Below are 24,814 nucleotides of genomic sequence, written 5' to 3'. Positions count from 1 at the left end.
AAGGTGCTGAGTTACATTCGGCTCATGCCCATCAACTCCATACCACCTCTGGCATGCGAATATGCCAAATGTAAGAATCGCCTTGCGGGATTTCGTGATCGTGATGTCGTCACTGAGCCAGTACAGAGATACGGAATCCGCAGGCAGAAAGTTTTGCCATGTCTGATAAATCGCCGTTGTCATCGCCGCTGGAGGCCGCGCCGCGCAAGCCGCTGACGCCAGCCGCGCAACGCGCGCTCGCCGAGGCCGCCGCGCGGCGCAGGGCTGCCGAGGAGGCGGCCGCGCAGAACGCGGCTGCGCGGCCGAAGGAGTTCCAGGGTCCGAAGGGGCCGGAACCGACGCGTTACGGCGATTGGGAGACCAAGGGCATCGCTTCGGATTTTTGAGGCACTACCCGTTCGGCGTGCGTTTCGGAATCTGCAACTCGACCATTTGGGATATCCGCTCTTTCAGCAAGTAACTCGCTACTTCGCTGACCGATGATCCGATGTGTGTGTGCCGCGCGAGGTAGACCAAGCTCTCGTAGAGCGGCTTGGGTACCGTGACCTTAAAGGTTTCGCTTTCCCCTTCGTTTGGAGGGCGTCCAACCATTGCATGCTCACACTAATAAAGCGCTATTAAGTGCATTATTTGGATTGAGGAGTCGAATCGACTCAGGCAATATGGTCAGGTAAAGAAAAAGGCCTCCCCGCAAGAGGAGGCCCAGTCTCGCAAATGGCCCGGACGGCAGGACTCGGACCTACGACCTCGGGATTAGCAGTCCCGTGCTCTATCCAGCTGAGCTACGCCCGGTTACCAAATGAGCCGTGTCACCGGCTCATCAACGCCCCGCCCGGAAGGGTCGGGGCGCTTTGCGTTATGGCAGACGTTCGAGATTCGGGCAACGTCACAAGACCATCAAAGCACAACTCGTAGGAAGGCCCCGAAGCCACCTCGCTAGATATGGCGTACATTCCGGAGAGGGGTTCTAGACCAACCAGCGCTAGTCTAGGTGTAGAATCGAGACAAGGCGGCGCGGCCTTTGTCTGCTCTGTGGCAACTTCAGCTATGCCACACAACCTCACCGAGAGCACCGGCTTGCCCTGTCTTATCGGTCGACTTGGGCGCTCCTTAAGACAATGTATCCCTCTGACAGGATTCGTACTCACCGCAAAGCGTCGGGTCCGCCTTTCCGCCGGACCCCTTGGGGCCGCCGCGTCTCGGCGGCGCTGCCATGGGTGTTCGTGCTCGGCATTGCCGTCGGCAGCACGCTGCCGATCCGACAATGGGTGCATCTGCCGCCGCATTGGTCGCTCGGCAGGTCGCGCGACACCGACGTGATCTGGCAGCGGGCCGGCGCGCCCGACATCAGGCACAACGTTGATGTGATCAGGACGATCGACGGCGACACGTTCGAGGCGCGGGTGCATTTCTCGCCGGGCCCGGATCTGTACACGCGAGTCCGGCTGCGCGGCATCGATGCGCCGGAGCTGAAGGCGTCGTGTGCGCGCGAACTGCAGATGGCGCAAGCGGCGACGGTGGCGCTGCGTGACCTGCTCGGCCAGGGCGACGTCGCGATCTACAATGTCGGTCCCGACAAATATCAGGGCCGTGTCGTCGCCGACGTCGCGACCAGGAAGACCGACAACGTCTCGGCCGCGCTGCTCGCGGCCGGTCATGCGCGGGCCTACAATGGCGGGCACTGGTTCGGCTGGTGCGGATATTTCGCGCGCTAGGCGACAGCGTCAAACCAGGCTGGGCAAACAAAAGCCGCGCATCTGCGCGGCCTTGCTTTGGACGAGGCGCTGTGCCTGATCAGCGGGTGACGACGACCGTCGTGCCAATCTCGACGCGCGAATAGAGGTCGGTGATGTCGGTGTTGAGCATGCGGATGCAGCCGTAGGAGACGAAACCGCCGACCGAGCCCGGCACGTTGGTGCCGTGGATCGCATATTCACCGCCGGCCAGCGTCATCGCAGCGACGCCCATCGGGTTATGCGGCGAGCCGCCGGCGATCACGTTCGGGATGCTGGGCTTGTCGCGCTTGACCTCGGCGGGCGGCGACCAGGCTGGGTTGCGATATTTGCCGTCGATCTTCGTGGTGCCGGCCCACTGCTTGCCGGACTTGCCGACACCGACCGGGTAACGCATCGCGTGGCCGGAATCGAGAATGAGGTAGAGCCGCCGTTCGTTGGTCTTCACGACGATGGTGCCTGGCTCATAGTTGTCGGCGTGTATTCCCACCATTTCCGGCCGGGCTTCGGCCGCCTGCGACATCAAAGCAACCGCACCAAGGGTGGCAGCCAGCGCCACCGCAAACTTCCTCGACATCAACCTCTCCACTTCCCAACAGCTCCCGCAAGGAAGCCAAAAACGAAAATGCAGAGCCCTTGAAAAACCGGGCCTGCCGGTCTCACGCACGCAACATTAACTGCGTGTGTTAACCGGGTGGTTTCACACCGGCCGCAAGACACGTCCTGATGGCGGGAGAGAATGAAAAGTTCGGATTAAAGTAAATGACCTGGAAACAACACTTGGCCACAAACGCGCCTCAATCATGCCTTGCCTATGACAATCCCGTGAAGCGCCCGTTGCAGCAAACGGGGAAGGGCCGCGGCGGTGATCGCGCGCGGCCCTTGTTTGGTCTTCTGATCCTTGCTGCTGCTGGCCTTACGCCGGCGCGCCCTTCTTGTTCTGACGGTTCTGCACGAGGTCGTCGACCACGGCCGGATCGGCCAGGGTTGAGGTGTCGCCGAGGCTCGACGACTCGTCCTCGGCGATCTTGCGCAGGATGCGGCGCATGATCTTGCCGGAGCGCGTCTTGGGCAGGCCGGGCGCGAACTGGATCAGGTCCGGCGAGGCGATGGGGCCGATGTCCTTGCGGACCCAGGCGACCAGCTCCTTGCGCAGCGCTTCCGTCGGCTCGGTGCCCTTCATCAGCGTGACATAGGCGTAGATGCCCTGACCCTTGATGTCGTGCGGGTAGCCGACGACAGCGGCTTCCGACACCGCCTCATGCGCGACCAGCGAGCTCTCGACCTCGGCGGTGCCCATGCGGTGGCCGGAGACGTTGATGACGTCGTCGACGCGGCCGGTGATCCAGTAATAGCCGTCGGCATCGCGCCGGCAGCCGTCGCCGGTGAAATACTTGTTCTTGTAGGTCGAGAAATAGGTCTGCTCGAACCGCGCGTGGTCGCCATAGACCGTGCGCATCTGGCCTGGCCATGACCTGGTCAGGCAGAGATTGCCCGAGGTCTCGCCGTCGAGCGTCTTGCCGTCTGCATCGACGATCTCCGGCACCACGCCGAAGAACGGCCGTGTCGCCGAACCGGGCTTCAGCTTGGTCGCGCCGGGCAGCGGCGTGATCAGGATGCCGCCGGTCTCGGTCTGCCACCAGGTGTCGACGATCGGGCAGCGGTCGTCGCCGACCACGCGGTAATACCACTCCCAGGCTTCCGGATTGATCGGCTCGCCGACCGAGCCGAGCAGGCGCAGCGATTTGCGCGAGGTCTTCTTCACCGGTTCGTCGCCACCCTGCATCAGCGCGCGGATCGCGGTCGGCGCGGTGTAGAAGATGTTGACCTTGTGCTTGTCGACCACGTTCCAGAAGCGCGAATTGTCCGGATAGTTCGGCACGCCCTCGAACATCAGCGTGGTCGCACCGTTACAGAGCGGCCCGTAGAGAATGTAGCTGTGGCCGGTGACCCAGCCGACGTCGGCGGTGCACCAATAGATGTCGCCGTCGTGATAATCGAACACGTATTGATGCGTCATCGACGCAAACACGAGGTAGCCGGCCGAGGTGTGCAGCACGCCCTTCGGCGTTCCGGTCGAGCCCGAGGTGTAGAGGATGAACAGCGGATCCTCGGCGTGCATATGCTCGGCCGGGCATTCCGTCGTCACCATCGCAGCGGCCTCGTGATACCAGAGGTCGCGGGTCGGGTTCATGTCGATCTTGCCGCCGGTGCGCTTCACCACCACGACCCAATCGACGCCGCCGGTCTTGGCGATGGCGGCATCGACATTGGCCTTCAGCGGCACTTTCCTGCCGCCGCGCAGGCCCTCGTCGGCGGTAATCACCACCTTCGAGTCGCAGTCCTTGATGCGCTGGGCGAGGCTGTCCGGCGAGAAACCGCCGAACACCACCGAATGGATGGCGCCGATCCGCGCGCAGGCCAGCATAGCGTAGGCCGCTTCCGGAATCATCGGCAGGTAGATCGTGACGCGATCGCCCTTCTTGACGTTCCGCGTGCGCAGGATGTTGGCCATCTTGCAGACTTCGTCGTGCAGCTGGCGGTAGGTGATGTGTTTGGATTCGGAGGGATCGTCGCCCTCCCAGATGATCGCGGTCTGGTCGCCGCGCTTGTCGAGATGGCGGTCGATGCAGTTCCAGGCGACGTTCAGCACGCCATCCTCGAACCATTTGATCGAGATGTTGCCCGGTGCGAAGGAGACGTTCTCGACCTTGGTGAAGGGCTTGATCCAGTCGATCCGCTTGCCGTGCTCGGCCCAGAAGCCGTTCGGGTCCTTGACCGAGTGCGCATACATCTCGCGATATTTGGCGTCATCGATATAGGCGCGCTTGGCCCAGTCGGCCGACACGTCATAGATCTTCTCGGACATCATTTTCCTCCACTCATTGCCGATCGCGCACGACGCGACGGCAAGCCGTCTTGATCATTGCCGCGATTATGCGTTGCCGCATTCCGGCCCGGCAAGGAAAAAGGACTGTCACTTTCGTCGCGTTGAAGCCGCCGGATAGTCCGCCGGCTTCCGCTTGTGATAGGACGGCTTACCGCAACGCATCGACGAGAGAAACCTATGCGCCATCGCTTGCTCGGGGTCACTGGTCTCTTGGTCGTAGTGGTATCGTTCTCTGCGCGTTCGCCGTCGCTGCAGTGGTGCCGCGAGCGACGACGATGCGCTGACGCCGATTTTGATCGACGGCTTCGGGCACAATTGAACGAATTGTCGGACGCCGCCGCGATGAGCTGCGTCAACACGTTCGTGACCGAATAATCCTTGATTGCGGCCAGCGGTTGGACCGTCCCGTGGCTGCCGAGCTCGAGCCGCGCCCCGGCGAGAGCGGCGCGCGAAAGGGCAAGGTCGCTGACCTGATCTGGGGGACCGCGGTGGACCTCCGGGCGTTCAAAGGCCGGTTTCCGGCACCGCGCTCGCGTCATTTTGTCCGATCCCGGGCAGCCCAAAATCAACGTTAGCGGGCGAATGGCACCCATGAAAGGTAATTTAATACAGTCAATAACTGATTCGCGACTCGCAATGTCGGCCCCGACGCCCTAAATCGCGTTTCCGAGGCCAGACGGCCCACCGGAACGAAGCCCGAAGCAACGGCATTACCGGGAGAACAGCGGAACAAGGCGTCTTGCGAGAGTAATGATGGATCAGCAGAATATCGCGGCTGTGCGGCCCGTTTCCGCCGATCCCGCTGTCGCCTTGGCAAAGGCACTGGGCCAGTGGCCGTCCAAGCCGCCGCGGGCCAGGCTGCAGCCGCCGGCAAAACTCAAGCTCGACGCGCCCGCTGCCATCAGAACGACGGTTGAAGAACTGGCGCGCGATCTGGGCCTGCGGCTCGGCGACCAGAACGAATTGACCATCCGCCGCATCAAGCGCGGCAAGACCTATTCATTCGTCCGTGCCAATGGCTCGCGGGTCCGCGATGCGCGCACCATCCGCCGGCTGCACGCGATGGCGGTCCCGCCGGCCTATCGCCAGGTGCGCTATTCCAGCGATCCGAGCTCGCATCTGCAGGCGGTCGGCCGCGATGCCGCGGGCCGGCTGCAATATCGCTATCACGCTGACTGGGAGAAGGTTCGCGAGCAGCGCAAGGCGCATCGCCTCGCCAAGCTGGTGGCCGCGCTGCCGAAGATCCGGCGCAAGGTCTCGGCGTTTCTGTCCGGCGACGAGCCGACGCGCGAGTTCGCGCTGTCGGCGGTGATCGAACTAATCGCGCGCACCGCGATCCGGCCTGGCAACGAATCCTATGCGCGCCTCAACGGCACCCGCGGCGCCACCACGCTCTTGAAGTCCAACGTCACGCTGGAAGACGACTCCCTGGTGCTGACCTTCAAGGCCAAGGGCGGCAAGGCCGTGCGCAAGGAATGCGATGCGGCCAAGCTGGTGCGTGCGATCGGCATCCTGCGCGGCGTCCCGGGCAAGCGCATGTTTCAGTATTACGACCGCTCCGGCGTGGTACGGGCCGCCTCGACCACGGCGGTGAACGCGTTCCTGCGCGAGATCGCCGGCATCAAGATCTCGCTGAAGGATTTCCGCACCCTGATGGCGTCGGCGGTCGTCGTGGAATCGCTGTCGCGGATCACGCCGGCCACCAGCCAGCGCGGCCGCAAGCGCCAGGTGCTGGATGCGATCCGCGCCGCCGCCGACCAGCTGTCCAACACGCCGGCGATCTGCCGCAAGAGCTATGTCCACGACACCATCGTCACCGCGTTCGAGGACGGCATCCTCGAACGCTTCGCCGCGACGATGGGAGGCTACCGCACCCAAAGCAAGCGCGAGCAATTGCTGGCGCAGGTGGTGATGGCGGCCGGGGCGTAGGTCCGCATCCCCTATCGTCGTCCCGGCGAAAGCCGGGACCCATTACCACAGCCGCCTGTGACTAGAATTCGCTGTGGCCCCAGCTCGTTTCAGCAATCGACATTCGGGGTAATGGGTCCCGGCCTTCGCCGGGACGACAGTAGAGTTGGACGAGACATCACAGCCCGCCCATCTTGCAGACGTATTTCCACTCCTCCGCGGTCACCGGCTGCACCGAAAGCCGCGAATATTTGACCAGCGCCATGTCGGCGAGCTTCTTGTCCGCCTTGATCGCGGCCATCGTCACCGGCGTCTTCAGCGGCTTGTCGGCCTTGATGTCGACGCAGACGAACTTGCCGGTCTTGTCGGTCGGGTCGGGATAGGCTTCCTTGATGATTTCGGCGATGCCGACGATCTCCTTGCCCTCGTTGGAATGATAGAAGAACGCCTTGTCGCCCTTCTTCATGTTGACGAGATTCTGCCGTGCCGTGAAGTTGCGCACGCCGGTCCAGGCTTCGCCCTTCGCGCCCTTGGCGACCTGATGGTCCCACGACCAGACCGACGGTTCGGATTTCACCAGCCAGTAATTCATCGCAACTCACCCCGTTCGATTGCGCCGCAATCTACAGCGACGTCGATGCCCGCGACAAGCACGGGCACCCGATCCAGAGCGTTTTCAAGCGAAGCCTGTCCCGCACTTGATGCGGGATGGATGCCGGTTCGCGTGAAGAAAACGCGTCAAATCAAGAAGCGCGGCATTTACTGTTTCAAATAGCGATCGAAGAACTTGGCGATGTCGGTGAACGTCTCCTTCGTCTCGGGCGCGTCGACGTTGAACTGGTACTGCGCGTGCGACTGCCCCTCATAGACATTGAGATCGGCGATCACGCCGGCGCGGCGCAACTTGCGATGCGTGCGAACCGTGTTGCTGAGGAAGAGATCGCGCGTGCCCGATGTCAGGATGGTCGGTGGGAAGCCCTTGAAGTCACCATAGATCGGCGAAATGTAGGGGTTCTTCAGGCTGGTGCCGTTTGAATAAAGCCTGGCGGCGCGGCCGAGCCAGCCGTCCCAGGTCACCAGCACGTTGTCGACCCATTCATTGCTCGCGTAGCTGTCGCCGATCTTGTCGATATCGGACCATGGCGTGCCCGGCGCGATGGCGGCGGGCAGCGGCAGCTTCTCATCCTTCGCCCGCAACACCATCGCAAGCGTCATCGCCCCACCGGTTGAGGTGCCGAAGATGGCCAGCCGGCGGTGCTCGTGCGATTTCAGAACTTCCTTCCAGACCGCCATCGCGTCGTCCATCGCGGCCGGATAGGGGAAGTCCGGCGGCATCCGGTAGTCGACCGAGAGGACCTTGAAGCCGCCAAAGCCGGCCATCATGATGGCTTCCGGCAACGCGGCTTCGCCGGGGCCGAACACGTAACCACCGCCATGGACGTGGATCAGCAGGCGTCGCCTGTTCTCGAGCGCGATCTTGTTCGGGGTCACGATGTAGCAGTGCACGCCGGCAAGCCTGGTTTCCTCGACCTTGACGCCGAGCTTCGCCTTCAGCGCCGGAATACCCGCGATCAGAAGCTTGGCGCGGCGATCGATCAACTCCTTCCATTCCGCAGGGGTTTTGGGGTCGGCATTGAAATGCGGCGGATAGGGCGCGCCGATCATTGCCTGCATCTCGGCAGACACGTCGGCGGTTGGATTGCCGATCGATTTGAGCGGCGCGACCCGCTTGCCGTTGTCGGCATTGGCGGCGGCCTCGCTCTTGGCAAGGTCGTCGTAGGTGGCGGCCGTTTGGGCGTGGGCTATGGCGGATGAGGCGGTGAATGCGACGGCGAGGCTGATCGAAAGGATGGCGCGATGCGGTTGACGCATGGGTTTTCCCTTGGGATCCGTTTTTCGATTTGTTGGACCGGGATCCGACGGTTCGCCGCCACGCTAGTACGGCGCGCACGGATGGTGAAGCTCTGCCACGCGCGACCGTGACGTGCGCTACTCCGCCTTGAACGGCCGCGTCAGCAGGCCTTCGATCGCTGCGTCAATGGTCAGCCGGTCGCTCAGGATCGCGGCGACCGCGTTTGACACCGGCATGTCGACCTTCTGCGCAGCGGCGAGCTCGCACAGCACCGGCGCGGTGAACGCGCCTTCGGCGAGCTTGCCGATCGGCGCGGCTTCGCCGCGGCCGAGCGCGAGGCCGAGTGCGAAATTGCGCGATTGCGCGGTCGAGCAACTCAGCAGCAGATCGCCCAATCCCGACAGGCCGGAGAGTGTTTCGGCGCGGGCGCCGCAGGCGCGGCCCAATCTTGCGAGCTCGCTGAAGCCGCGCGTGGTCAGTGCGGCGAGCGCGGAGGCGCCGAGATTCTTGCCGACCACGATGCCGGCGGCGATCGCCAGCACGTTCTTGGCCGCGCCGCCGATCTCGACGCCGCGCACATCGGTGGTGTGATAGGGTCGGAAGGTCGCCGAGCCGAGCGCCTGGACGAGCGCGCGTGCCAGCGCTTCGTCCCTGGTGGCCAGCGTGACGGCGGTGGGCAGTCCGCGCGCGACGTCGTCGGCAAAGCTCGGCCCCGACAGGATCGCGGGGACCGCGCGCGGCGCGGCTTCCGCGATCACCTCGGTCATGAATTTATGCGTGCCGTGCTCGATGCCCTTGGCGCAGGCGATGACAGGCGTGTCGGGTTTGAGATGCGGCGCAAGATGCCCGACCGCCGCGCGCAGATGCTGCGCCGGTGTCACGGCCAGGATGATGTCGGCCTGTGCCGCGGCGGCGATGTCCGACGTCACGGCGATGCCGGGATGAAGCCGGACACCAGCCAGCCGCGGATTGACCCGCGTCGCCTGGATCTGCGCGGCATGCTCGGCATTGCGCGCATACAGCGTCACCTTGCGCCCGGCGCGCGCCGCGACATCGGCCAATGCCGTGCCCCAGGCGCCGGCACCGATCACGCTCACGGACATATGCGCCGGCATCAGGCGGGCCTGTCTTCGCTCCCTCTCCCCGCTCTTGCGGGGAGAGGGTTGGGGTGAGGGGCTTTATCCGCGAGCGAGCCGAGTGTTGAGACCTGTACCCCCTCACCCGGATTGCTGCGCAATCCGACCTCTCCCCGCAAGCGGGGCGAGGTGCGACGGTGCCTGATGCGCGCCCCGTCGTACATTGTTCAATATCCGGCGCGGCTGTTGGCGTGGCCGGCCGGCGCCTTGGCGTTGGCGTCGAGCAGCCAGCGCGCGCGCGGCGGCGCCTCCATCGTGTCGGTGAGGCCAAGCGCCATCCGCTCGGCGCCGGCCCAGGCGATCATCGCGCCATTGTCGGTGCAGAGCGCCGGCGGCGGGATGATCAGCGTGGTCTGCGCCTTCGCCGCGACCTCCTGCAGCGCGCTTCGAATCGCATGGTTGGCGGCGACGCCCCCGGCCGCGACCAGCGCGCGCGGCGTGCCGAACCGCTCCTGAAACAGCTTCAGGCCGACGCTCAGGCGGTCCGCGGTCGATTCCAGCACCGCGGCCTGGAAACTCGCGCAGAGATCGCTGACGTCCTGCGGCTCGAGCGGCTCCAGCCGGCTGGCTGCATTGCGCACCGCCGTCTTCAGTCCCGACAGCGAGAAATTCGCATCGGCGCGGCCGAGCATCGGACGTGGAAAGGCAAACCGCGTCGGGTCGCCGCCGGCGGCCGCGCGCTCGACCTCCGGTCCGCCGGGATAGGGCAGCGACAGCATCTTCGCCACCTTGTCGAACGCCTCGCCCATCGCGTCGTCGACCGTGGTGCCGAGCCGCACATATTCACCGACGCCGACCACGGCGACGATCTGGGTGTGTCCGCCCGAGGCCAGGAACAGGCAATAGGGAAACGCCAGCGCGCAGGTCAGCCGCGGCGTCAGCGCGTGCGCCTCGAGATGGTTCACCGCGATAAGCGGCGTATCGTGCACCATCGCGATCGCCTTCGCGGTGGTGAGACCGACGATCACGCCGCCGATCAGGCCGGGGCCCGCGGCTGCCGCGACCGCCGACAATTGTCCGTAGCCGACGCCGGCCTCCTTCATTGCAGTGGCGACGATGCCGTCGAGCAGGTCGACATGGGCGCGCGCCGCGATCTCCGGCACCACGCCGCCGAAGCGGGCGTGCTCGTCGGTCTGCGAGCGCACCACGTTGGAGAGGATTTTCGCCTGCCCGTCAGCCTGGCGCTCGACCACGGCGGCCGCGGTCTCATCGCAGGTGGTTTCGATCCCCAGCACCAGCATCGGTGGTTCGTGTCCCAATTTCGGTCCTTGTGCTACGAGCATAATCCGGACAGGCCGGAACCGGTGTCCGGCAAGATGATGCTCATCAAAACGTCCGCTCCGGGGTAGCATTGCGAGGTCTTAAAGTGCAATCGGTCGCCAACGTCCAATTTATACGGCTGGAGGCCTGAAACCCTGACAATCCTTGTCACACGACCGCATCCGGATAATGACGCGACGCTCGCGACGCTGCGCCAGCGCGGCTTTGACGCCCTGTCGGCGCCGGTGCTGCGCTTCGAGCCGGTGCCGTTCCGCGGCGACGACGATGCGGATTATGATGCTGTCATCCTGACCAGCGCCAATGCGCTGCGCGCGGTCGATCTCGCGACCAGCCCGCTGTTGCGGCTGCCGCTGTTCGCGGTCGGGGCACACACCGCCGATGCGGCGCGCGCCGCAGGCTTCGACAAGGTGATCGTGGCGAAGGGCGATGCAGTCTCGCTGCGCAAGCTCGTGCTCGCACGGGTCGACGCCGGCGAACTGCCGGCATCGGCGACGCTGCTCTATCTCGCCGGCGCCGACCTTTCGCGCGATCTTGCGGGCGAACTGGGCGAGCGCGGGCTCAGCGTCGTCACCCACACCACCTACCGGATGGCGCCGGTGGCCGGCTTCCCGAGGGAAGTCAGCGACGCCTTCATGGCGAACCGGATCACCGCGGTGCTGCACTATTCCCGCCGCAGCGCGCGGGCCTTTCTGGACACGGTGCGCGCCGACGGGATCGAGATTTCGGCGCTCGCTCTGCCGCAATGTTGCATCTCGGCGGCCGTCGCCGCGGTGCTCCATGACGCCGGCGCGACCAAGGTGGTGGTGGCGGCGCGGCCGGACGAAAATGCCCTGCTGGAGGCGCTCAGCCGCACCCTACGGCCTCGACCGGAATAATTCTTTCGTCTGACCATGATGTTAGGCAATGCTCGGTTATTCGGATCGTGCTCTAAGAACCTGGGCCGATTCTGGCGAGCGTTTTCAAGCGAAGTGGGGACCGGTTCGCGTTAAGAAAACGCGACCAAACAAAAGGACAAGAGCATGATCCAATTCAATCGGATCGCATCATGCTCTACAGTATGCGGCCAGTAGTTTTGAGGACCCCCGCGATGGCTGAAGAAAGGCCGGACGACCCAGGATCTTCGCCGGATTCCCGGCCCAAGCGCGCGCCGTCGACCATCGATCTTCAGGCGACCGAAATCTCCAGCGAACCGTCGAAGGCGGGGGGGACCGAGGAAGCCGCCAAGGAAGTCGCCAAGGAGGCCGACCAGGATGCCGGCAAGGCGTCCGCGGACGCGGCGACGCCTGAGGCCGAGCCCCAAGGCGACGCCGCAGCGCAAGCGGAGCCGCAGCCCGAGACCGCCTCCGCGGCGCCGGACGCCGAACCGGCGCGGCCGGTATCGCCCTGGGTGGTGGCTCCGATATCCGGCGCCGTCGCGGCGGCGCTGGTGATCGGGGTTGGCTGGCTGCTCGGCTGGCCCGTCGTGCAGCCGGTCCCGGCGCCGCTACCCAATGCCGCCATCGACCAGCTCGGCACGCGCCTGAGTGCGCTGGAATCGAAAGCCGGCAGGCCGGTCGCGGCGGCCGCCGATCCCGCGGCGACGGCGCGGCTGGAGGCGCTCGACAAATCGATCGCCGCACTGCGCACCGAACTCGCCGCGACGCGGGCGCAATCCGACAAGCTTGCGGCGGCGGTCAATGACGCGAAAGCCGCGCCGCGCGATGGCGCGGCTGCGGCTGATCTCTCCGGCATCACGGCGCGCATCGACAAGGTCGAAGGTGCGGTGAAGGCGCAGGGTGCTGCGATCGCGAGGCAGGACGGCAAGATCGCCGACACCAAGGCCGAGGCGAAGGCCGACGATGTGCCGCTGCGCCGCGTCGTCGCGGCATCGCTGCTCGACGTCGCGGTGCGTCACGGCGATCCCTATGCCTCCGCGCTCGAGGCCGCGAAGGCGCTGTCGGACGATGCCGAGGTGCTGAAGCCGCTCGAGACGTTTGCGAGGTCAGGCGTGCCGAGCCCGAACGCGCTGTGCCGCGAGCTGATCGAGATCGTGCCGAAACTTGCGCCGCCTCCGCCTGAGGCTGCGGCGGCCAGTGCCGGGCTGGTCGATCGTCTGAAGGCCGGTGCCTCCACGCTGATCCAGATCGAGCGGACCGACGGCACGGGGACCGATCGCGGCAGCATCGTCGCGCGCGTGACATCGGCTGCCTTGCATAATGACCTCGCATTGACCGAGCGTGAACTGAAGTCGCTGCCGCCGGCGGATCGCACGGCGGCACAAGCCTGGCTCGCCAAGGTGGACGCGCGTCGCGCCGCGCTCGACGCGTCGCGTAAATTTGCCGACAACGCCATGGCGGCGCTCGCCACGGTCAACCAGTAAGTCTTTGCAATAGGTCTTTGATGATCCGGATCATTCTGTTCCTGCTGCTGATCGCGCTCGCTGCAGCGGGTGCGGCCTGGTTGGCCGATCAGCCCGGCGATCTCGTGCTGAACTGGGGCGGCTTGCGCTTCACGTCCAAGCAGCCGATGTATCTGCTCGGCCTCGTCGTCGTCGTCGCGATGGTCGCCGGCGTGATCCTGCGCGGGCTCTGGAAGATTCCCTCGCACATCCGCCGTGGCCGGCGCGAGCGGCGTCACGCCCGCGGCCGCCACGCCATCACGCAAGGCCTGCTTGCGATCGGGCATGGCGATTCTTCGGCGGCGCGCGCGCATGCCGAAGTGGCGCGGCGCCACGCCGGAGGCGATCCGCTGGCACTGCTGCTGCACGCGCAATCGGCGCAGCTCGACGGCGACCGCGACGGCGCGCAGCGCGCCTTCCGTGCCATGGCCGAGCGCGAGGACACGCGGCTGCTTGGATTGCGCGGTCTGTTCATCGAGGCGCAGCGCGCCGACGATCCGGTGGCGGCCGTGATGATCGCCGAGGAAGCGCTGAAGATGTCGCCGTCGTCGTCATGGGCCTCGCATGCGGTGCTCGGCTTCTGCTGCGCCAAGGGCGATTGGGCCGGCGCGCTGTCGATCATCGACAACAACCAGAGTGCCGGATTGATCGACAAGGCGACCTATCGGCGGCAGCGCGGCGTGCTGCTGACGGCGCGTGCGCTGGAGTTCGAGACCGTCGATCGCGACCTGTCGCGCGCGAGCGCGATGGAGGCGGTCAAGCTGGCGCCGACGCTGATCCCGGCCGCCGTGCTCGCGGCGAAGTTCGAGAGCGAGGCGCATCAGGTGCGCCGCGCGATGCGCATCGTCGAGACCGCGTGGCTGGCGCAGCCGCATCCCGATCTCGCCGACGCCTATTCGCATGTGCGGCTCGGCGATTCCGCGCGCCAGCGCCTGGTGCGGGTCGAGACGCTGGCGGCGAAAAAACCTGGACATATCGAGGGCGCGCTGGCGATCGCGCGCGCCGCGATCGACGCGGCCGAGTTCGCCAAGGCGCGCGCGGCGCTGGAGCCGTTTGTCGCGGCGCCGACGCAACGCGTCGCGCTGTTGATGGCCGAGATCGAGCGCACCGAGCATGGCGACAGCGGCCGGGCGCGGGCCTGGACCCTGCGCGCCGTGCGCGCGCTGCACGATCCGGTCTGGACCGCCGACGGTTATGTGTCGGACCGCTGGCGTCCGGTCTCGCCGGTCACCGGCCGGCTCGACGCCTTCCAGTGGCAGACCCCGGTGGCGGCGCTGCCGTCCGACAAGGGCCATGCGATCGAGCCGTCGCCCTTCGAGGAGGCGATGCTGGCGCCGCGCCGGGTCGAGCCGCCAAAGGAAGTCGCCAGCGAGCCGGCGGACGCCAAGCCGGCCGAGCCGGTCGAGGTGAAGCAGGTCGAGGCGAAGCCAGTCGAGCTCAACCCCTTGGAGCCGGCCGCGCCGACGGTGCAGGATAACGCCCCGCTGCCGGCGGCCATCGAGGCCGGGCCCGCCCCGGCCTCGGCCGAACCCGCCGCGCCGGAACCGGCTCCCCCTCCAGCCGCCGAATCGGCGCCCCCGGCGCCGGCCCCCTTGTTCCGGTCCCGGACCGACCTGCCCAAGGCCGCACCGGCGCCCATTCCGGCCGTAATCCCGATCATCCGGGCCCCTGATGACCCCGGGGTCGACGAGGACGGTCCGGTCGACGAATTTGCGGAACAAATCGGCCCGCCCAAGGCCCAGGTGGGCGGTTGGCGCGGATTTCTGTCACGTTTGGGAAGCTAATTCGGGGTTAGGTTAACGGCTGTATGGTTCGATACCCGCGTTGTCCTTGCCAATCGGGGTCATGCCCGATATCAGGTGGCCGCGTGATCCGGCCGTTGCCGAACGGTTCGCCGCAATAGCTCAGTTGGTAGAGCACGTCATTCGTAATGACGGGGTCGGGGGTTCGAGTCCCTCTTGCGGCACCATTTCCCAGCCAGAAGTGAAGCTTGCTCCCAGCGCGCATCAAGGCGCCCGGATACGACTTGCTCAGAGCGTCGAACCCCTCGCTCGCGCCGGTAGACCAAGTTCTAGAGGCGCTATTTCAAGGGGTTGGGCAGATGCTTCCGAAAATCGCCCACGTGATCATCATAGGGCTCTCTGAAGAAGAGCGCGGCAAGCTCGATGAAAGCACCCGCAAGATACTTCACTTCAGCGATCCTTTCTGGGAATACAAATCGTACGGCTGCGACACCTTGCAGGAAGCCGCGGCGATCGCGAAAGACATGGCGCGAGTCGATATCGTTTATGTTGCGGGGGGAGCTGAGTCCGAATCCATACCGTACGAAAAGTTCGGTCTCGAACTTGACTACGAGATACTAGGGGAACTGATGGAAAATCATTCCAGCAAGCCGGTGGTCAGCTATGCGAGGCCTGATCGGCCGAACAAGCTCGCAACAGCGATCTTTGCGCTTTGGCGTGACCGCAGCAAGTCAACCTCAGCTTGACGGCATCGATGTTCTTCTCAACCGGGCTCGCTCGGGCCGCCCGCTGAAGCCTAGATCCGCACCCCACACAATCCGCTCATGATCGCGATCGCGACCAGCCCGCCTATCGCGAGCCCGGTTGCCCAGATCCGGTTGGCAACCGCCGTGGCAACGCCGTGCGCGATCAGGACGCCGCGTAATCCCGACGTGAGATGCGCGAGGACGAAGAAGACGCCGAGCGCGTAGTGCGGCACCAGGCGAATGCTCCAGGCGTCGTGGATCAGGCCGGTCGGTGCGCCCGACGCCCAGGCCCAGTTGGTGTCGATGTGGTGCACGGCGCGCGCCGAGACCAATGCGGAATTCAGATGGGTCACGATGAACGCCGCGAGGTAGACGCCGGAGCCGATCTGAAACACGCGGTATGCATCCGCAGGCGCCGAGCTCCAGCGCCAGGCGAGCCGCATCCCGACGGCGACCTGGAACAGCATCAATACGACGAGGATGGGCTCCACCACGGACGACCGATAGACGGTGCGCCCCGCCTTCATCACGGCGGCATGAACATCAGGTCCGAGCCAACCCAGCAGATGATTGGTGAGATGGAATGCGACGTAGAAAAGGATGATCGCTGCGGCGACGCCATGTGTCACGCGCCATTTGGCGATAGAGGGCGCAATCGCGGCTGATGGTGCCGCACGTTGCGCCTGCTCGCTGCCGAAAAGCACATAGAGGCACGCGACGAGCCAACCCGCGACCCAGACAATCTCGTCACTGACAGGGATGTGCAGCAAACCGAGGCCGACGCCGGTCAGCACGAACAAGGGCGGCGCAGCGATGCTGAGATAGGCGAGCCGCCGGGCGCGCAGCTCGAACGACGAAGGCTCGACCTTGGTCATCCGGTATGCGCAGGCAAGACCCAGCAAGGGCGCGGCGGTCGCGGCCAACAGGCAAAGCGCCGCCAGGGCCAGTCGCCCAAACGACATCGGACCAGCAGCGGGAGAGACCGCGAGATGAAATGCATCGAGCAGGAACGGATAGGCCATCGCTCCAGCCGCCGGGATCAGCCAGCGAAGCCTGTCGGCGGTCGTATTCGCCAAGCCATTGTCGGCGGGCCGCACGCGACCTTGTTCGAATGCACTCACTGGGTTTCTCCGGAGTTCGGGCGTCGTGAAGGAGAAGGCCAAACCGACGAGTCTATTCCCAAGGCATCATCGGAGCTGCGGCACGCAAGCTTGTGCTGGACGCTGGCGTGCACGGGCGACGGCGTTGCGCCGAGACCATGTCTCAAGGCCAGAACCTACAGCGATACGGTCCCACCGATAGGACCAAGTTCCAACCATCGGACTGAACCATGCCAAGGTTCCTTTTGGCGTGCCACAAAATCCAGTCCAAGGGTGAAGACAGATTCGCCTAGCGGATTCACGGGTTGATCTTGTAAGCAGGTTGCCATGCAAAACACGGCCAAATCGCGGGCCGGAAGCGGACAGGGCGAGCGGCCAGATTCGCGGATCGCCGTCTCTGCCTCGAAGCTCGCCACCGCCGATCTCAACAACCTCATGCGGGCACTTGAGATCGATGTCGTCGCGCTCACCGAAATGCTGATTCCCTCAGGCCATCGCGCCGAGATGGGGACGATCGATGCACCGGCGGTCCATTACACCATTAGTGGTAGGGGACGAATTTCGATCGGCGATGGGCCTTGGATGTCGCTCGAACCCCATCTCCTCATCATCAAGCCTCCGAGCACCCCGTTCGTAATCGAAGTCGACGGAACCAGCGGCCCGAAGAGGCTCATCTCCCGCGATTGCTGGAAGCAGCATGACAGCGTGTTGCGTATCGCAACACCGACCGAGCAGCCCGAGATCATCCAGATCTGCGGCTTCTTCAACGCATCCTTCGGACAATCCGTCGGGTTGTTTCGCGAATTGCGCGAGCCCGTGATCGAGAAGTTCGAGCCGACGGACAAGATCGACCTGAAGCTTCGCGAAGCGGTCGGGGAGCTTTGCGTGCAGGAAATCGGTATGGGCGCCATGACGGCGTCCCTGCTAAAGCAGGTCATCATCGCTCTGGTGAGGCGGTCGATGAAGTCCTCCCGCAGCTGGACTGATCGGTTTTCGATTCTCGCGGATCGGCAGATCACGCGTGCATTCGGCGATATGGTGGCGCGGCCGGGGGCCGCTCACACGGTTCAGAGCCTTGCGCATAGCGCGGGTCTGAGCCGGTCGGCATTCATGGCGAAGTTCTCGGAGATCTTTGGCCGTTCGCCGATGGCCATCCTTCGGGATCTCAGGATGCGGCAGGCGGCGCTCGATCTCACGACGACATCAGCCCCGGTCGATGTTGTGGCCTACAACGCCGGCTACGAAAGCCGGTCAAGTTTCGTGCGAGCATTCCGCAAAGCCTACAACGTTGATCCTAGCGAGTACCGGCTGCGCGTGAAGAACGCTGGGAGTGATAAGGGCACTTGAGCCAAGTACCGCCTCCGAGGCACCTCTCCCGTCAAGTGTGCGATCTGGATGGGCGTGCCAATAGCGACTCCGCTCATCGATTGAAACTGTTCGTCGGGCTATCAGCGTTGGCTGAACTCGCTGCCCGACCGAAGAAAAAACTGGAAACAGCAAAGGCCGAAAGCAAGCCGCGTGGGCTCGTGCATACCCGACGCTGCGACCCAACCGGGCTCTTTCCCGTTCCCTAGCCAGATTCGCGCACACTCGGCGCACTGATCCTCGGCGTTGGCGAGCTCTGGAGTCCAGAATGCGTGTCCGCGCGTCCAGGAACGCCCGTCGCGGGTTTCATCGCGCCGGGACCAGTGGCAACGTGGCTTTAGGAAATGCGCCGCGTCGATGGCATCGATTCAATATCCAAGGTCATTGGAGCCATCGAGTTTCGCCTTCCGGTTTTCGTTCGTCTGAAAAGGAGTTCGGAAGATGATGAGCTGCCACACTCAGGCAGGTGCACGATGAAGGCAATCGTTGTGACGGACCAAGCGGCGGGAACGGCCGGAATGAAGCTGGTGGAGCGGCCCGAGCCGCAGGCCGCGATAAACGACGTCGTCGTTGAGATTCATGCGGCGGGATTCACCCGGGATGAGCTGACGTGGCCCCCGACTTGGACCGATCGCCGCGAGCGTGACCGAACACCGTCGATCCCTGGCCACGAGTTGGCTGGAGTGGTCACCGCCCTCGGCTATGGCACGGCGGGGCTGTCGGTGGGACAGCGGGTATTCGGTCTCGCGGACTGGTATCGCGACGGCACCTTGGCGGAATATGTGGCCATCGAGGCGCGCAACCTCGCGCCGCTGCCGGGCGATGTCGATTTCACGGTGGGCGCGGCCCTCGTGATGCCAGGCCTTACCGCGTGGCAGGGGCTGTTCGATCACGGCCGGCTTCGGGCGGGGCAGAGCGTCCTCGTGCACGGTGCCGCCGGCGTCGTCGGTTCGATGGCAACCCAGCTCGCACGTGAGGCCGGTGCTTACGTCATCGGTACCGGACGCGCTGCCGGCCGTCAGACGGCTCTCGACTTCGGCGCACAGGAGTTCGTCGACCTCGACAACGACACTCTGGAAGATGTCGGCGGAGTCGATCTGGTGTTCGATGTGCTTGGCGGCGACATCGCGAAGCGGTCCGCGCGCCTGATTCGAGCCGGAGGAACGCTCGTGACCATCGCCGGTCCGACTGAGGCACGGCCCGCTGACGGCCGGACGATAGACTTCGTCGTCGAACCCGATCGCGCGCAACTGAGTGAGATTGTCCGGCGGGCGCGTGACGGACGTGTGCGGACAAACATCGGCAACGTGGCTGCCCTCGACGATGCCGTTGCCGCCTTCAACCCGACCGAGCGGATCAGCGGGAAGACGATCATTCGCGCTCGTCCGTGAGCGGCGCGCGCCTATCGATGAATGCGGCCGGCCCGCTCTCAAAGAGAGCGAAAGCACTCTCGCGCCTCAACCTATCCCGTCACTTATAGGACCAACCATGACCAATGCTGTTATCGAATGTATCCTGAGCCGCAGCTCCACCAAGTATTACGACCCTGCCGCCACCCTGAGCGACGACCAGATCCGAGAGCTCGTGCGAATCGGCACCGCCGCACCGACATCCTTCCACATGCAGAACTGGCGCTTCATCGCCGTGCGCACGCCTGAAGCCAAAGCCCGGCTGAGTCCGATCGCTTGGAATCAACCCACGATCACCGACGCAGCCGTTACCTTCATCGTCTGCGGCAAGTTGGCCGATTCCAGCGTAATACCAGAGCGCCTGGCGCCGCTGGTGGAATCGGGCGTCATGCCGGCGAAGATGGTGCCGGAATGGGAGATCCCGGCGCGCAATCTGTACATGGAGTACCCACAACGCCAGCGCGATGAAGCGCTACGAACCGCCTCCTTCGGCGCGGCAGCGATCATCTATGCGGCCCGCTCGCTAGGCCTGGGTTCGACGCCGATGATCGGTTTCGACGCCGAACCGGTGCACCGCGAGTTCGGATTGGCGAAGGACGAAGTGCCGGTCCTGCTGTTGGCCGTGGGGCCGGAGCGTCCGGGAAACTGGGCGCAGAAGCCGCGCCGTCCGGTGGCCGATGTGCTGGACCTGGTATAATACGATCTACGGAGATTACTGATGGCTCGAAATGCATTGCCAACACCGGCTCAGGTGCCGGCAGCTTCGAAACCGACTCTCGATGGATTCACCAGGAACATCGGGTTCACTCCGAATATGATGACGACCTTCGCGCTGAGCCCGATCGCGTTCAACGCATGGGCTACACTGCTCAGCTCTTTGAGCAAGGCGCTTGACGTGAAGACACGTGACAGCATCGGCCTCGCTGTCTCCGAAGTGAATGGGTGCAACTACTGCCTGACGGTTCACAGCTTTACGGCCGAGCATATGGCCAAGCTGCCGGCTAACGAAATCATTCTCGCTCGGAAGGGTCATGCCAGTGATCCGAAGCGGGACGCCGCTCTCCAGTTTGCGCGCAAAGTCATCACAACCCGCGGCAAGGTCGGTGACGCCGATATGAAAGCCGTCCGGGACGCTGGCTACACAGATGCGAACGTCATGGAGATCGTCGCGCTAGTGGCCATGTACTCCCTGACGAACTTTTTCAATAACGCGTTCGATCCCGAGCAGGATTTTCCTGCCGTTGCGCCAGCTGGCTCGATCTGAACTCTATCCGATCGCATCAGCGTTTCCGAAGATGGTTGGAGGTTTCATGTGATGGGAGCGTGAGACGGGACAATACATCTCGGCCGATCCGAACGCCCGCTGCGCCCGCGCCGGGGCGAAGGTGAGGATGCGCCTGGCCGGCACCATCGAGCAACCCGGTCAACGTTCCGGTGCTCCCGATCCGAACCACGAATGGAAACAAGCCGGTAGATGCTGCGTCGAGGGCCTCAAGCCTTCGCCGTCTTGCAAAAGGAGGGCTCCAGAGGGCTATGGAGTAAAGATAGTTCTCATCTTCACCTGGTGCGGCGCACCAGCCCTCAAACGGTCAGTCTGGAGACGGCATCCGCCAGCTCCTTTGCATGGGGTTGTTTTCGATATTTTGGTTGAGCCGCAGCCACCGGGCGCGATGGTGCCACTCTCGAAGGCGCACGGGCGTTCACCGTCGTCCGGCCGTGTCGGATCAGCAGAGGGTGGCTGCGATCAGAAAGCGAAGCGCCCCTGGATCGGGTCCAGGGGCGCTTTGCGTTGAGAGTGCGTTCGCGGGGTTACTCGGCGACCGTCTGCACGACGTTGCCGATCGGCCGGCCCGTTGCGATCGGCTTCTCGGTCTTCGCCATCATCGCGTCGTATTCGGGCAGCGTCTCGAGCTGGGTCTTGGCCTTCATCCAGACCACCTTGTAGCCGCCGGCCTTGAGCTTGCGGAGCAGCGTCGGCAGCGCCTGCGCGGTGTGCTTCTGCAAATCGTGCATCAGGATGATGCCCTTGTGCTCCTTGTCGAGCTTGGTCATCACGTTGTTGATCACCTCGTCCGCGCTCTTGGACTTGAAGTCGTTGGAGTCGACGTCGACCGAGAACATCGCGATGTTGCGGGTGCCGAGATAGGCTGTCGTCGCCGGCGTGTGCGCCAGCGCCGGGAAGCGGAAGAACGGGGCGGGGCTCGCGCCCAGCGCCATCTTCACCGCGCTAAAACCCTTCTCGATCTCGTCCTTGGCCTGCTGCTCGGTCAACTTCTTGCTGGCGAGATGCGCATGCGACCAGGTATGGGCGCCGATGGTGTGGCCGGCGGCGGCGACCTGGCGCAGGATGTCCGGGTGATAGGTGGTGTGCAGGCCGATCGGGAAGAACACCGCCTTGGTGCATTCATCGGCCAGCGCCTTGAGCACGGCCGGCGTGGTCGGCCACGGACCGTCGTCGAAGGTCAGCACGACCTCCTTGTCGGTCAGGAAGTCATACTGCTTGTACTGCAGGAAACCGAAGCCCGGGCCGCCATTGGTGTCGACCACGACGGTGCGGCTGATGCCGAGCGCGTCGGGGTTGGCGCATTTGGGCGCGGCCGCGACGGGGGCCGGCGCCGGCGCCGGGGCAGGAGTGGCGGCCGGGGCCGCGGCCTGGGTGGCATCGGCGCGCTTCGACAGCGCGGCGGTCGTCTCGACATCGTCCCTGGCGGCCTGTTTTGCCGCCGCAGGCATCGGATCGGCCTTGGCCGCAGCCGTGGTTTGCGGAGGAGCCGCGTCGGCACGCGGCGAGGAGGTCCAGAACCACACGCCGGCGATCACGATCGCCGTTACAACACTGGCCAGCATCAGGCCCAACGCACTACGCATCGCTACACACTCTCTCGGAACTTAAGGATACGCCACAGCCGTAACGAGCGATTAATGCCAACAAGGTCTTAACGCGATCCCAACAAGGCGCCGGAAGGACAAGAAAAAGCGGGCGTTACCATGCGTGATGACCGTCACAGTCGGTTTCAAGCTTCTTCGCGGCACGGAAACGCTATAGAACCGGCGTCGCATTCCCTGGAGCTGTTTCCGCTCCGATGAAATCGGAACGGGGCTCCGGATTCCTTATTTGACGCGTTGTCTTCACGCGAACCGCACCCCTTCGCGCGAAAACGCTTGAGAGGCTTTGAGAGATGACCCGATTTCTGCTTGCCGTCGTTCCGCTGGTTCTGTTGACGTCGGCCGCCTCGGCGCAGCAGCAGGGGCGCGATGCCTGCTCGCGCGATGCCTCGCGGTTCTGCCGCGCCCATCTCGGCGAGGGCGATCAGGTCGTATTGGCGTGCCTGAAGGAGCATCGCAGCCGCCTCAGCAAGGCCTGCCAGCAGACGCTCGCCGATCACGGGCAGTAGACCCATCAGCTGTCATTCCGGGGCATTGCGGAGCGATGAACCTCAGATGCGCAACTGCGCATCGGGGAATCTCGAGCTGATGATCTCCAGATTCCGGGTTCGCGCTATTCGCGCGCCCCGGAATGACAATGGAGTGACTACGTACTGCTGCCCGCTGCGGTCGCGACCACCGGGATCACCTCCTTGGCGGCGCGGTCCGGGGTCTCGTCCTTCCAGCGCACCGATCCGAACGGACGCTCCAGCATCCGGCGCACGCGGATCGGCTCGGCGCCGATGTGGAAGTCGGCGGCCTTCTGATGCAGTTCGCGCTCGATCTGCGTGGCGCGGTTGCGCTGGCGCAGGAAATCGAGCCAGGTCGGGCAATGATAGCGCTCGGTCCACAATTCGGGATCGGCGATGTCGCGGGCGATCGACCAGCCATAGGCGCCGTTGCGCTGGCGGCTGAGCTGCACGTCCTGCATCACATTGTGGAACGCGCGGGCGTTGTCCTGGGCCACCCGGTATTCGATCTCGACCACCAGCGGGCCGCTGCGCCCGCTCAGTTGCAGCCGCACCTCGGGGTCGGCCAGCGCATCCGTCGCGTCCTCGTTGCGCGCGCCGATCGGCGGCATCCTGAGCCAGATGCCGAGCAGCGGCGACAGCAGCATCAGACCGGCGGAGATCAACAGCGCCATCTCGACGCCGCCGACGTCCGTGATGCGGCCCCAGCACCAGCTGCCGATCGCGATGCCGCCGGCGATCGCGGCCTGGAAGGCCGCCAGCGAACGTCCCGCGACCCAGCGCGGTGCGGAGAGCTGCACGCCGATATTGAACAGCGCGATCGCCAGCATCCACACCGCTCCGGCAACCACCAGCGCGGCGGCGGTGATCACCGGCTGCTTGCTCACGGCAACCGCGGCGATCGCCGCGCCCATCGTCAACGCACAGACGCGGATGGCGGCTTCGCCGCTGAGCCGGCTGCGGATCTCGCTGATGTTGAGCGCGCCGATCACCGCGCCCATGCCGAAGGCGCCGAGCATGATGCCGTAGGTCTGCGCGCCGCCATGCAACAGATCACGCGCCACCAGCGGCATCAGCGCCGAGACCGAGCCGCCGATGATGCCGGTCACCATGGTGCGGGTCAGCACGATCTTGATCGACGGCGAATTGGTGATGTAGCGCACCCCGGAGACGATGGCGCGGTTCAGCCGCTCGCGCGGCAGCCGCGACGGCTCGCTGACGCGATTCCACAGGAACAGCACGACGAGCAGCGGCAGATACAGCACGGCATTGGCGGCGAAGGCGGCCACGGCGCCCGCGGACGCGACCACGATGCCGCCGATCGCCGGACCAAAGCTGCGCGCGATGTTGTAGCTGATGCCGTTCAGCGCGACCGCCGCGGGCAGCGTCTCCGGCGGCACCTGTTCGCTGACCGAGGACTGCCAGGCCGGGCCGAACAGCGCCATGCCGCTGCCGACGACGAAGCACAGCGCGAGCAGGATGTTCGGCGTTACCAGATTGAGCCAGGCCAGCACGGTCAGGCTGGTGGCGCCGGTCAGCGCGATCGCCAGCGACACCAGCGCGACGATGCGGCGGTCGTGCATGTCGGCGATGGCCCCGGCCGGCATCGAGATCAGCATCACCGGCAACATCAAGGCGGTCTGCACCAGCGCGACCTTGTCGGCCTCCGAGGTCATTTGCGTCATCGCCCAGGCCGCGCCGACGCCCTGGATCAGGATGCCTAGATTGGAGAGCAGGCTCGCGAGCCAGATTCGCCTGAAGATTGAATGCCGCAACGGTGCAGTGATACTGTCGGAGCGATCGCGCGGTTCGGTCATATCCAGTTCCGGTTGGCCTGCTATGGCTTGTTGGACGATTCCGGCTGCACCAACTGATGCCCG

General features: G+C 64.8%; 21 protein-coding genes and 2 tRNA genes. 13 read left to right on the top strand and 10 right to left on the bottom strand.

The window, feature by feature from the left end; translation table 11 throughout:
• The first annotated feature begins 158 nt into the window (after positions 1-158).
• Complete coding sequence (locus Q2M23_RS09550) at positions 159-386, top strand: DUF1674 domain-containing protein (RefSeq protein WP_057021331.1); 228 nt, start codon at positions 159-161, stop codon at positions 384-386.
• A 329-nt stretch (positions 387-715) separates the two neighbouring features.
• Here Q2M23_RS09550 and Q2M23_RS09545 read toward each other — a convergent pair.
• A tRNA-Ser gene (locus tag Q2M23_RS09545) sits at positions 716-792 on the bottom strand.
• A 425-nt stretch (positions 793-1,217) separates the two neighbouring features.
• Between Q2M23_RS09545 and Q2M23_RS09540 the strand changes: the two genes are divergently transcribed.
• A complete protein-coding gene (locus Q2M23_RS09540) occupies positions 1,218-1,715 on the top strand; it encodes a thermonuclease family protein (protein ID WP_316395406.1) in 498 nt (165 codons plus the stop codon).
• 79 nt (positions 1,716-1,794) lie between these two features.
• Here Q2M23_RS09540 and Q2M23_RS09535 read toward each other — a convergent pair whose 3' ends face one another.
• Positions 1,795-2,310 (bottom strand): L,D-transpeptidase, encoded by a 516-nt coding sequence (locus Q2M23_RS09535; RefSeq protein WP_168858081.1) that lies wholly within the window; start codon positions 2,308-2,310, stop codon positions 1,795-1,797.
• 339 nt (positions 2,311-2,649) lie between these two features.
• On the bottom strand, positions 2,650-4,602 hold the full coding sequence (gene acs, locus Q2M23_RS09530) for an acetate--CoA ligase (protein ID WP_057021358.1): 1,953 nt from the start codon (positions 4,600-4,602) through the stop codon (positions 2,650-2,652).
• 771 nt (positions 4,603-5,373) lie between these two features.
• On the opposite strand from acs, the gene Q2M23_RS09525 reads away from it, so the two are divergent.
• Positions 5,374-6,552, top strand: a complete 1,179-nt coding sequence (locus Q2M23_RS09525) for a DNA topoisomerase IB (protein WP_076835000.1) — start codon at positions 5,374-5,376, stop codon at positions 6,550-6,552.
• A gap of 157 nt (positions 6,553-6,709) precedes the next feature.
• Here the strand turns inward: Q2M23_RS09525 and Q2M23_RS09520 are convergent, their stop codons facing one another.
• From Q2M23_RS09520 to tsaD, 4 genes are all read right to left on the bottom strand, one after another.
• Positions 6,710-7,123 (bottom strand): EVE domain-containing protein, encoded by a 414-nt coding sequence (locus Q2M23_RS09520; RefSeq protein WP_057021328.1) that lies wholly within the window; start codon positions 7,121-7,123, stop codon positions 6,710-6,712.
• Positions 7,124-7,290: 167 nt separating this feature from the next.
• Entirely contained in the window at positions 7,291-8,403 is a 1,113-nt protein-coding gene (locus Q2M23_RS09515) for an alpha/beta hydrolase (RefSeq protein WP_316395405.1), read from the bottom strand.
• A gap of 117 nt (positions 8,404-8,520) precedes the next feature.
• Positions 8,521-9,498, bottom strand: coding sequence for an NAD(P)H-dependent glycerol-3-phosphate dehydrogenase (locus Q2M23_RS09510; protein WP_316395404.1), 978 nt, complete (start codon positions 9,496-9,498; stop codon positions 8,521-8,523).
• 188 nt (positions 9,499-9,686) lie between these two features.
• The gene (tsaD, locus tag Q2M23_RS09505; protein ID WP_316395427.1) at positions 9,687-10,760 is read right to left on the bottom strand and encodes a tRNA (adenosine(37)-N6)-threonylcarbamoyltransferase complex transferase subunit TsaD; all 1,074 of its coding nucleotides are present in this window, start codon (positions 10,758-10,760) and stop codon (positions 9,687-9,689) included.
• A 174-nt stretch (positions 10,761-10,934) separates the two neighbouring features.
• Between tsaD and Q2M23_RS09500 the strand changes: the two genes are divergently transcribed.
• From Q2M23_RS09500 to Q2M23_RS09480, 5 genes are all read left to right on the top strand, one after another.
• Positions 10,935-11,675: a uroporphyrinogen-III synthase gene (locus tag Q2M23_RS09500; RefSeq protein ID WP_316395426.1), complete on the top strand. Its 741-nt coding sequence runs from the start codon at positions 10,935-10,937 to the stop codon at positions 11,673-11,675.
• Positions 11,676-11,887: 212 nt separating this feature from the next.
• Positions 11,888-13,159 (top strand): hypothetical protein, encoded by a 1,272-nt coding sequence (locus tag Q2M23_RS09495; protein ID WP_316395403.1) that lies wholly within the window; start codon positions 11,888-11,890, stop codon positions 13,157-13,159.
• Positions 13,160-13,179: 20 nt separating this feature from the next.
• Complete coding sequence (locus Q2M23_RS09490) at positions 13,180-14,961, top strand: heme biosynthesis protein HemY (RefSeq protein ID WP_316395402.1); 1,782 nt, start codon at positions 13,180-13,182, stop codon at positions 14,959-14,961.
• A gap of 109 nt (positions 14,962-15,070) precedes the next feature.
• Positions 15,071-15,146 (top strand) — tRNA-Thr (locus Q2M23_RS09485).
• 132 nt (positions 15,147-15,278) lie between these two features.
• Positions 15,279-15,665 carry a hypothetical protein gene (locus Q2M23_RS09480; RefSeq protein ID WP_316395401.1) on the top strand — a complete coding sequence of 129 codons (387 nt, stop codon included), beginning with the start codon at positions 15,279-15,281 and terminating at the stop codon, positions 15,663-15,665.
• A 50-nt stretch (positions 15,666-15,715) separates the two neighbouring features.
• Here Q2M23_RS09480 and Q2M23_RS09475 read toward each other — a convergent pair whose 3' ends face one another.
• Positions 15,716-16,786 carry a hypothetical protein gene (locus tag Q2M23_RS09475; protein WP_316395400.1) on the bottom strand — a complete coding sequence of 357 codons (1,071 nt, stop codon included), beginning with the start codon at positions 16,784-16,786 and terminating at the stop codon, positions 15,716-15,718.
• Between the two features lie 306 nt (positions 16,787-17,092).
• Between Q2M23_RS09475 and Q2M23_RS09470 the strand changes: the two genes are divergently transcribed.
• From Q2M23_RS09470 to Q2M23_RS09455, 4 genes are all read left to right on the top strand, one after another.
• Complete coding sequence (locus tag Q2M23_RS09470; protein ID WP_076834991.1) at positions 17,093-18,112, top strand: helix-turn-helix transcriptional regulator; 1,020 nt, start codon at positions 17,093-17,095, stop codon at positions 18,110-18,112.
• 491 nt (positions 18,113-18,603) lie between these two features.
• Complete coding sequence (locus Q2M23_RS09465) at positions 18,604-19,521, top strand: NADP-dependent oxidoreductase (protein ID WP_076834990.1); 918 nt, start codon at positions 18,604-18,606, stop codon at positions 19,519-19,521.
• A 97-nt stretch (positions 19,522-19,618) separates the two neighbouring features.
• Complete coding sequence (locus Q2M23_RS09460; protein WP_141341232.1) at positions 19,619-20,236, top strand: nitroreductase family protein; 618 nt, start codon at positions 19,619-19,621, stop codon at positions 20,234-20,236.
• Positions 20,237-20,257: 21 nt separating this feature from the next.
• A complete protein-coding gene (locus Q2M23_RS09455) occupies positions 20,258-20,803 on the top strand; it encodes a carboxymuconolactone decarboxylase family protein (RefSeq protein ID WP_076834988.1) in 546 nt (181 codons plus the stop codon).
• 545 nt (positions 20,804-21,348) lie between these two features.
• Here Q2M23_RS09455 and Q2M23_RS09450 read toward each other — a convergent pair.
• Positions 21,349-22,407: a polysaccharide deacetylase family protein gene (locus tag Q2M23_RS09450; protein ID WP_316395399.1), complete on the bottom strand. Its 1,059-nt coding sequence runs from the start codon at positions 22,405-22,407 to the stop codon at positions 21,349-21,351.
• A 311-nt stretch (positions 22,408-22,718) separates the two neighbouring features.
• Here Q2M23_RS09450 and Q2M23_RS09445 point away from each other — a divergent pair, with 311 nt between their 5' ends.
• On the top strand, positions 22,719-22,934 hold the full coding sequence (locus Q2M23_RS09445) for a hypothetical protein (protein ID WP_076834986.1): 216 nt from the start codon (positions 22,719-22,721) through the stop codon (positions 22,932-22,934).
• A gap of 137 nt (positions 22,935-23,071) precedes the next feature.
• On the opposite strand, the gene Q2M23_RS09440 is transcribed toward Q2M23_RS09445, so the two are convergent.
• Positions 23,072-24,751: an MFS transporter gene (locus Q2M23_RS09440; RefSeq protein ID WP_316395398.1), complete on the bottom strand. Its 1,680-nt coding sequence runs from the start codon at positions 24,749-24,751 to the stop codon at positions 23,072-23,074.
• Positions 24,752-24,814: the final 63 nt, after the last annotated feature.

Origin of the sequence: Bradyrhizobium sp. 33ap4 (assembly GCF_032654765.1) — a bacterium.
In the GTDB taxonomy this organism is placed as follows: domain Bacteria; phylum Pseudomonadota; class Alphaproteobacteria; order Rhizobiales; family Xanthobacteraceae; genus Bradyrhizobium; species Bradyrhizobium australafricanum.
This window is presented reverse-complemented; position numbering and strand designations above follow the sequence as displayed.

Bases quoted from the DNA above. Each gene is read 5' to 3' on its own strand.
- Q2M23_RS09550 (WP_057021331.1), top strand. From the start codon at position 159: ATGTCTGATAAATCGCCGTTGTCATCGCCGCTGGAGGCCGCGCCGCGC.
- Q2M23_RS09535 (WP_168858081.1), bottom strand. From the start codon at position 2,310: ATGTCGAGGAAGTTTGCGGTGGCGCTGGCTGCCACCCTTGGTGCGGTT.
- acs (WP_057021358.1), bottom strand. From the start codon at position 4,602: ATGTCCGAGAAGATCTATGACGTGTCGGCCGACTGGGCCAAGCGCGCC.
- Q2M23_RS09525 (WP_076835000.1), top strand. From the start codon at position 5,374: ATGATGGATCAGCAGAATATCGCGGCTGTGCGGCCCGTTTCCGCCGAT.
- Q2M23_RS09520 (WP_057021328.1), bottom strand. From the start codon at position 7,123: ATGAATTACTGGCTGGTGAAATCCGAACCGTCGGTCTGGTCGTGGGAC.
- Q2M23_RS09515 (WP_316395405.1), bottom strand. From the start codon at position 8,403: ATGCGTCAACCGCATCGCGCCATCCTTTCGATCAGCCTCGCCGTCGCA.
- Q2M23_RS09510 (WP_316395404.1), bottom strand. From the start codon at position 9,498: ATGCCGGCGCATATGTCCGTGAGCGTGATCGGTGCCGGCGCCTGGGGC.
- tsaD (WP_316395427.1), bottom strand. From the start codon at position 10,760: ATGCTGGTGCTGGGGATCGAAACCACCTGCGATGAGACCGCGGCCGCC.
- Q2M23_RS09495 (WP_316395403.1), top strand. From the start codon at position 11,888: ATGGCTGAAGAAAGGCCGGACGACCCAGGATCTTCGCCGGATTCCCGG.
- Q2M23_RS09490 (WP_316395402.1), top strand. From the start codon at position 13,180: ATGATCCGGATCATTCTGTTCCTGCTGCTGATCGCGCTCGCTGCAGCG.
- Q2M23_RS09480 (WP_316395401.1), top strand. From the start codon at position 15,279: ATGCTTCCGAAAATCGCCCACGTGATCATCATAGGGCTCTCTGAAGAA.
- Q2M23_RS09470 (WP_076834991.1), top strand. From the start codon at position 17,093: ATGCAAAACACGGCCAAATCGCGGGCCGGAAGCGGACAGGGCGAGCGG.
- Q2M23_RS09465 (WP_076834990.1), top strand. From the start codon at position 18,604: ATGAAGGCAATCGTTGTGACGGACCAAGCGGCGGGAACGGCCGGAATG.
- Q2M23_RS09460 (WP_141341232.1), top strand. From the start codon at position 19,619: ATGACCAATGCTGTTATCGAATGTATCCTGAGCCGCAGCTCCACCAAG.
- Q2M23_RS09455 (WP_076834988.1), top strand. From the start codon at position 20,258: ATGGCTCGAAATGCATTGCCAACACCGGCTCAGGTGCCGGCAGCTTCG.
- Q2M23_RS09450 (WP_316395399.1), bottom strand. From the start codon at position 22,407: ATGCGTAGTGCGTTGGGCCTGATGCTGGCCAGTGTTGTAACGGCGATC.
- Q2M23_RS09445 (WP_076834986.1), top strand. From the start codon at position 22,719: ATGACCCGATTTCTGCTTGCCGTCGTTCCGCTGGTTCTGTTGACGTCG.
- Q2M23_RS09440 (WP_316395398.1), bottom strand. From the start codon at position 24,751: ATGACCGAACCGCGCGATCGCTCCGACAGTATCACTGCACCGTTGCGG.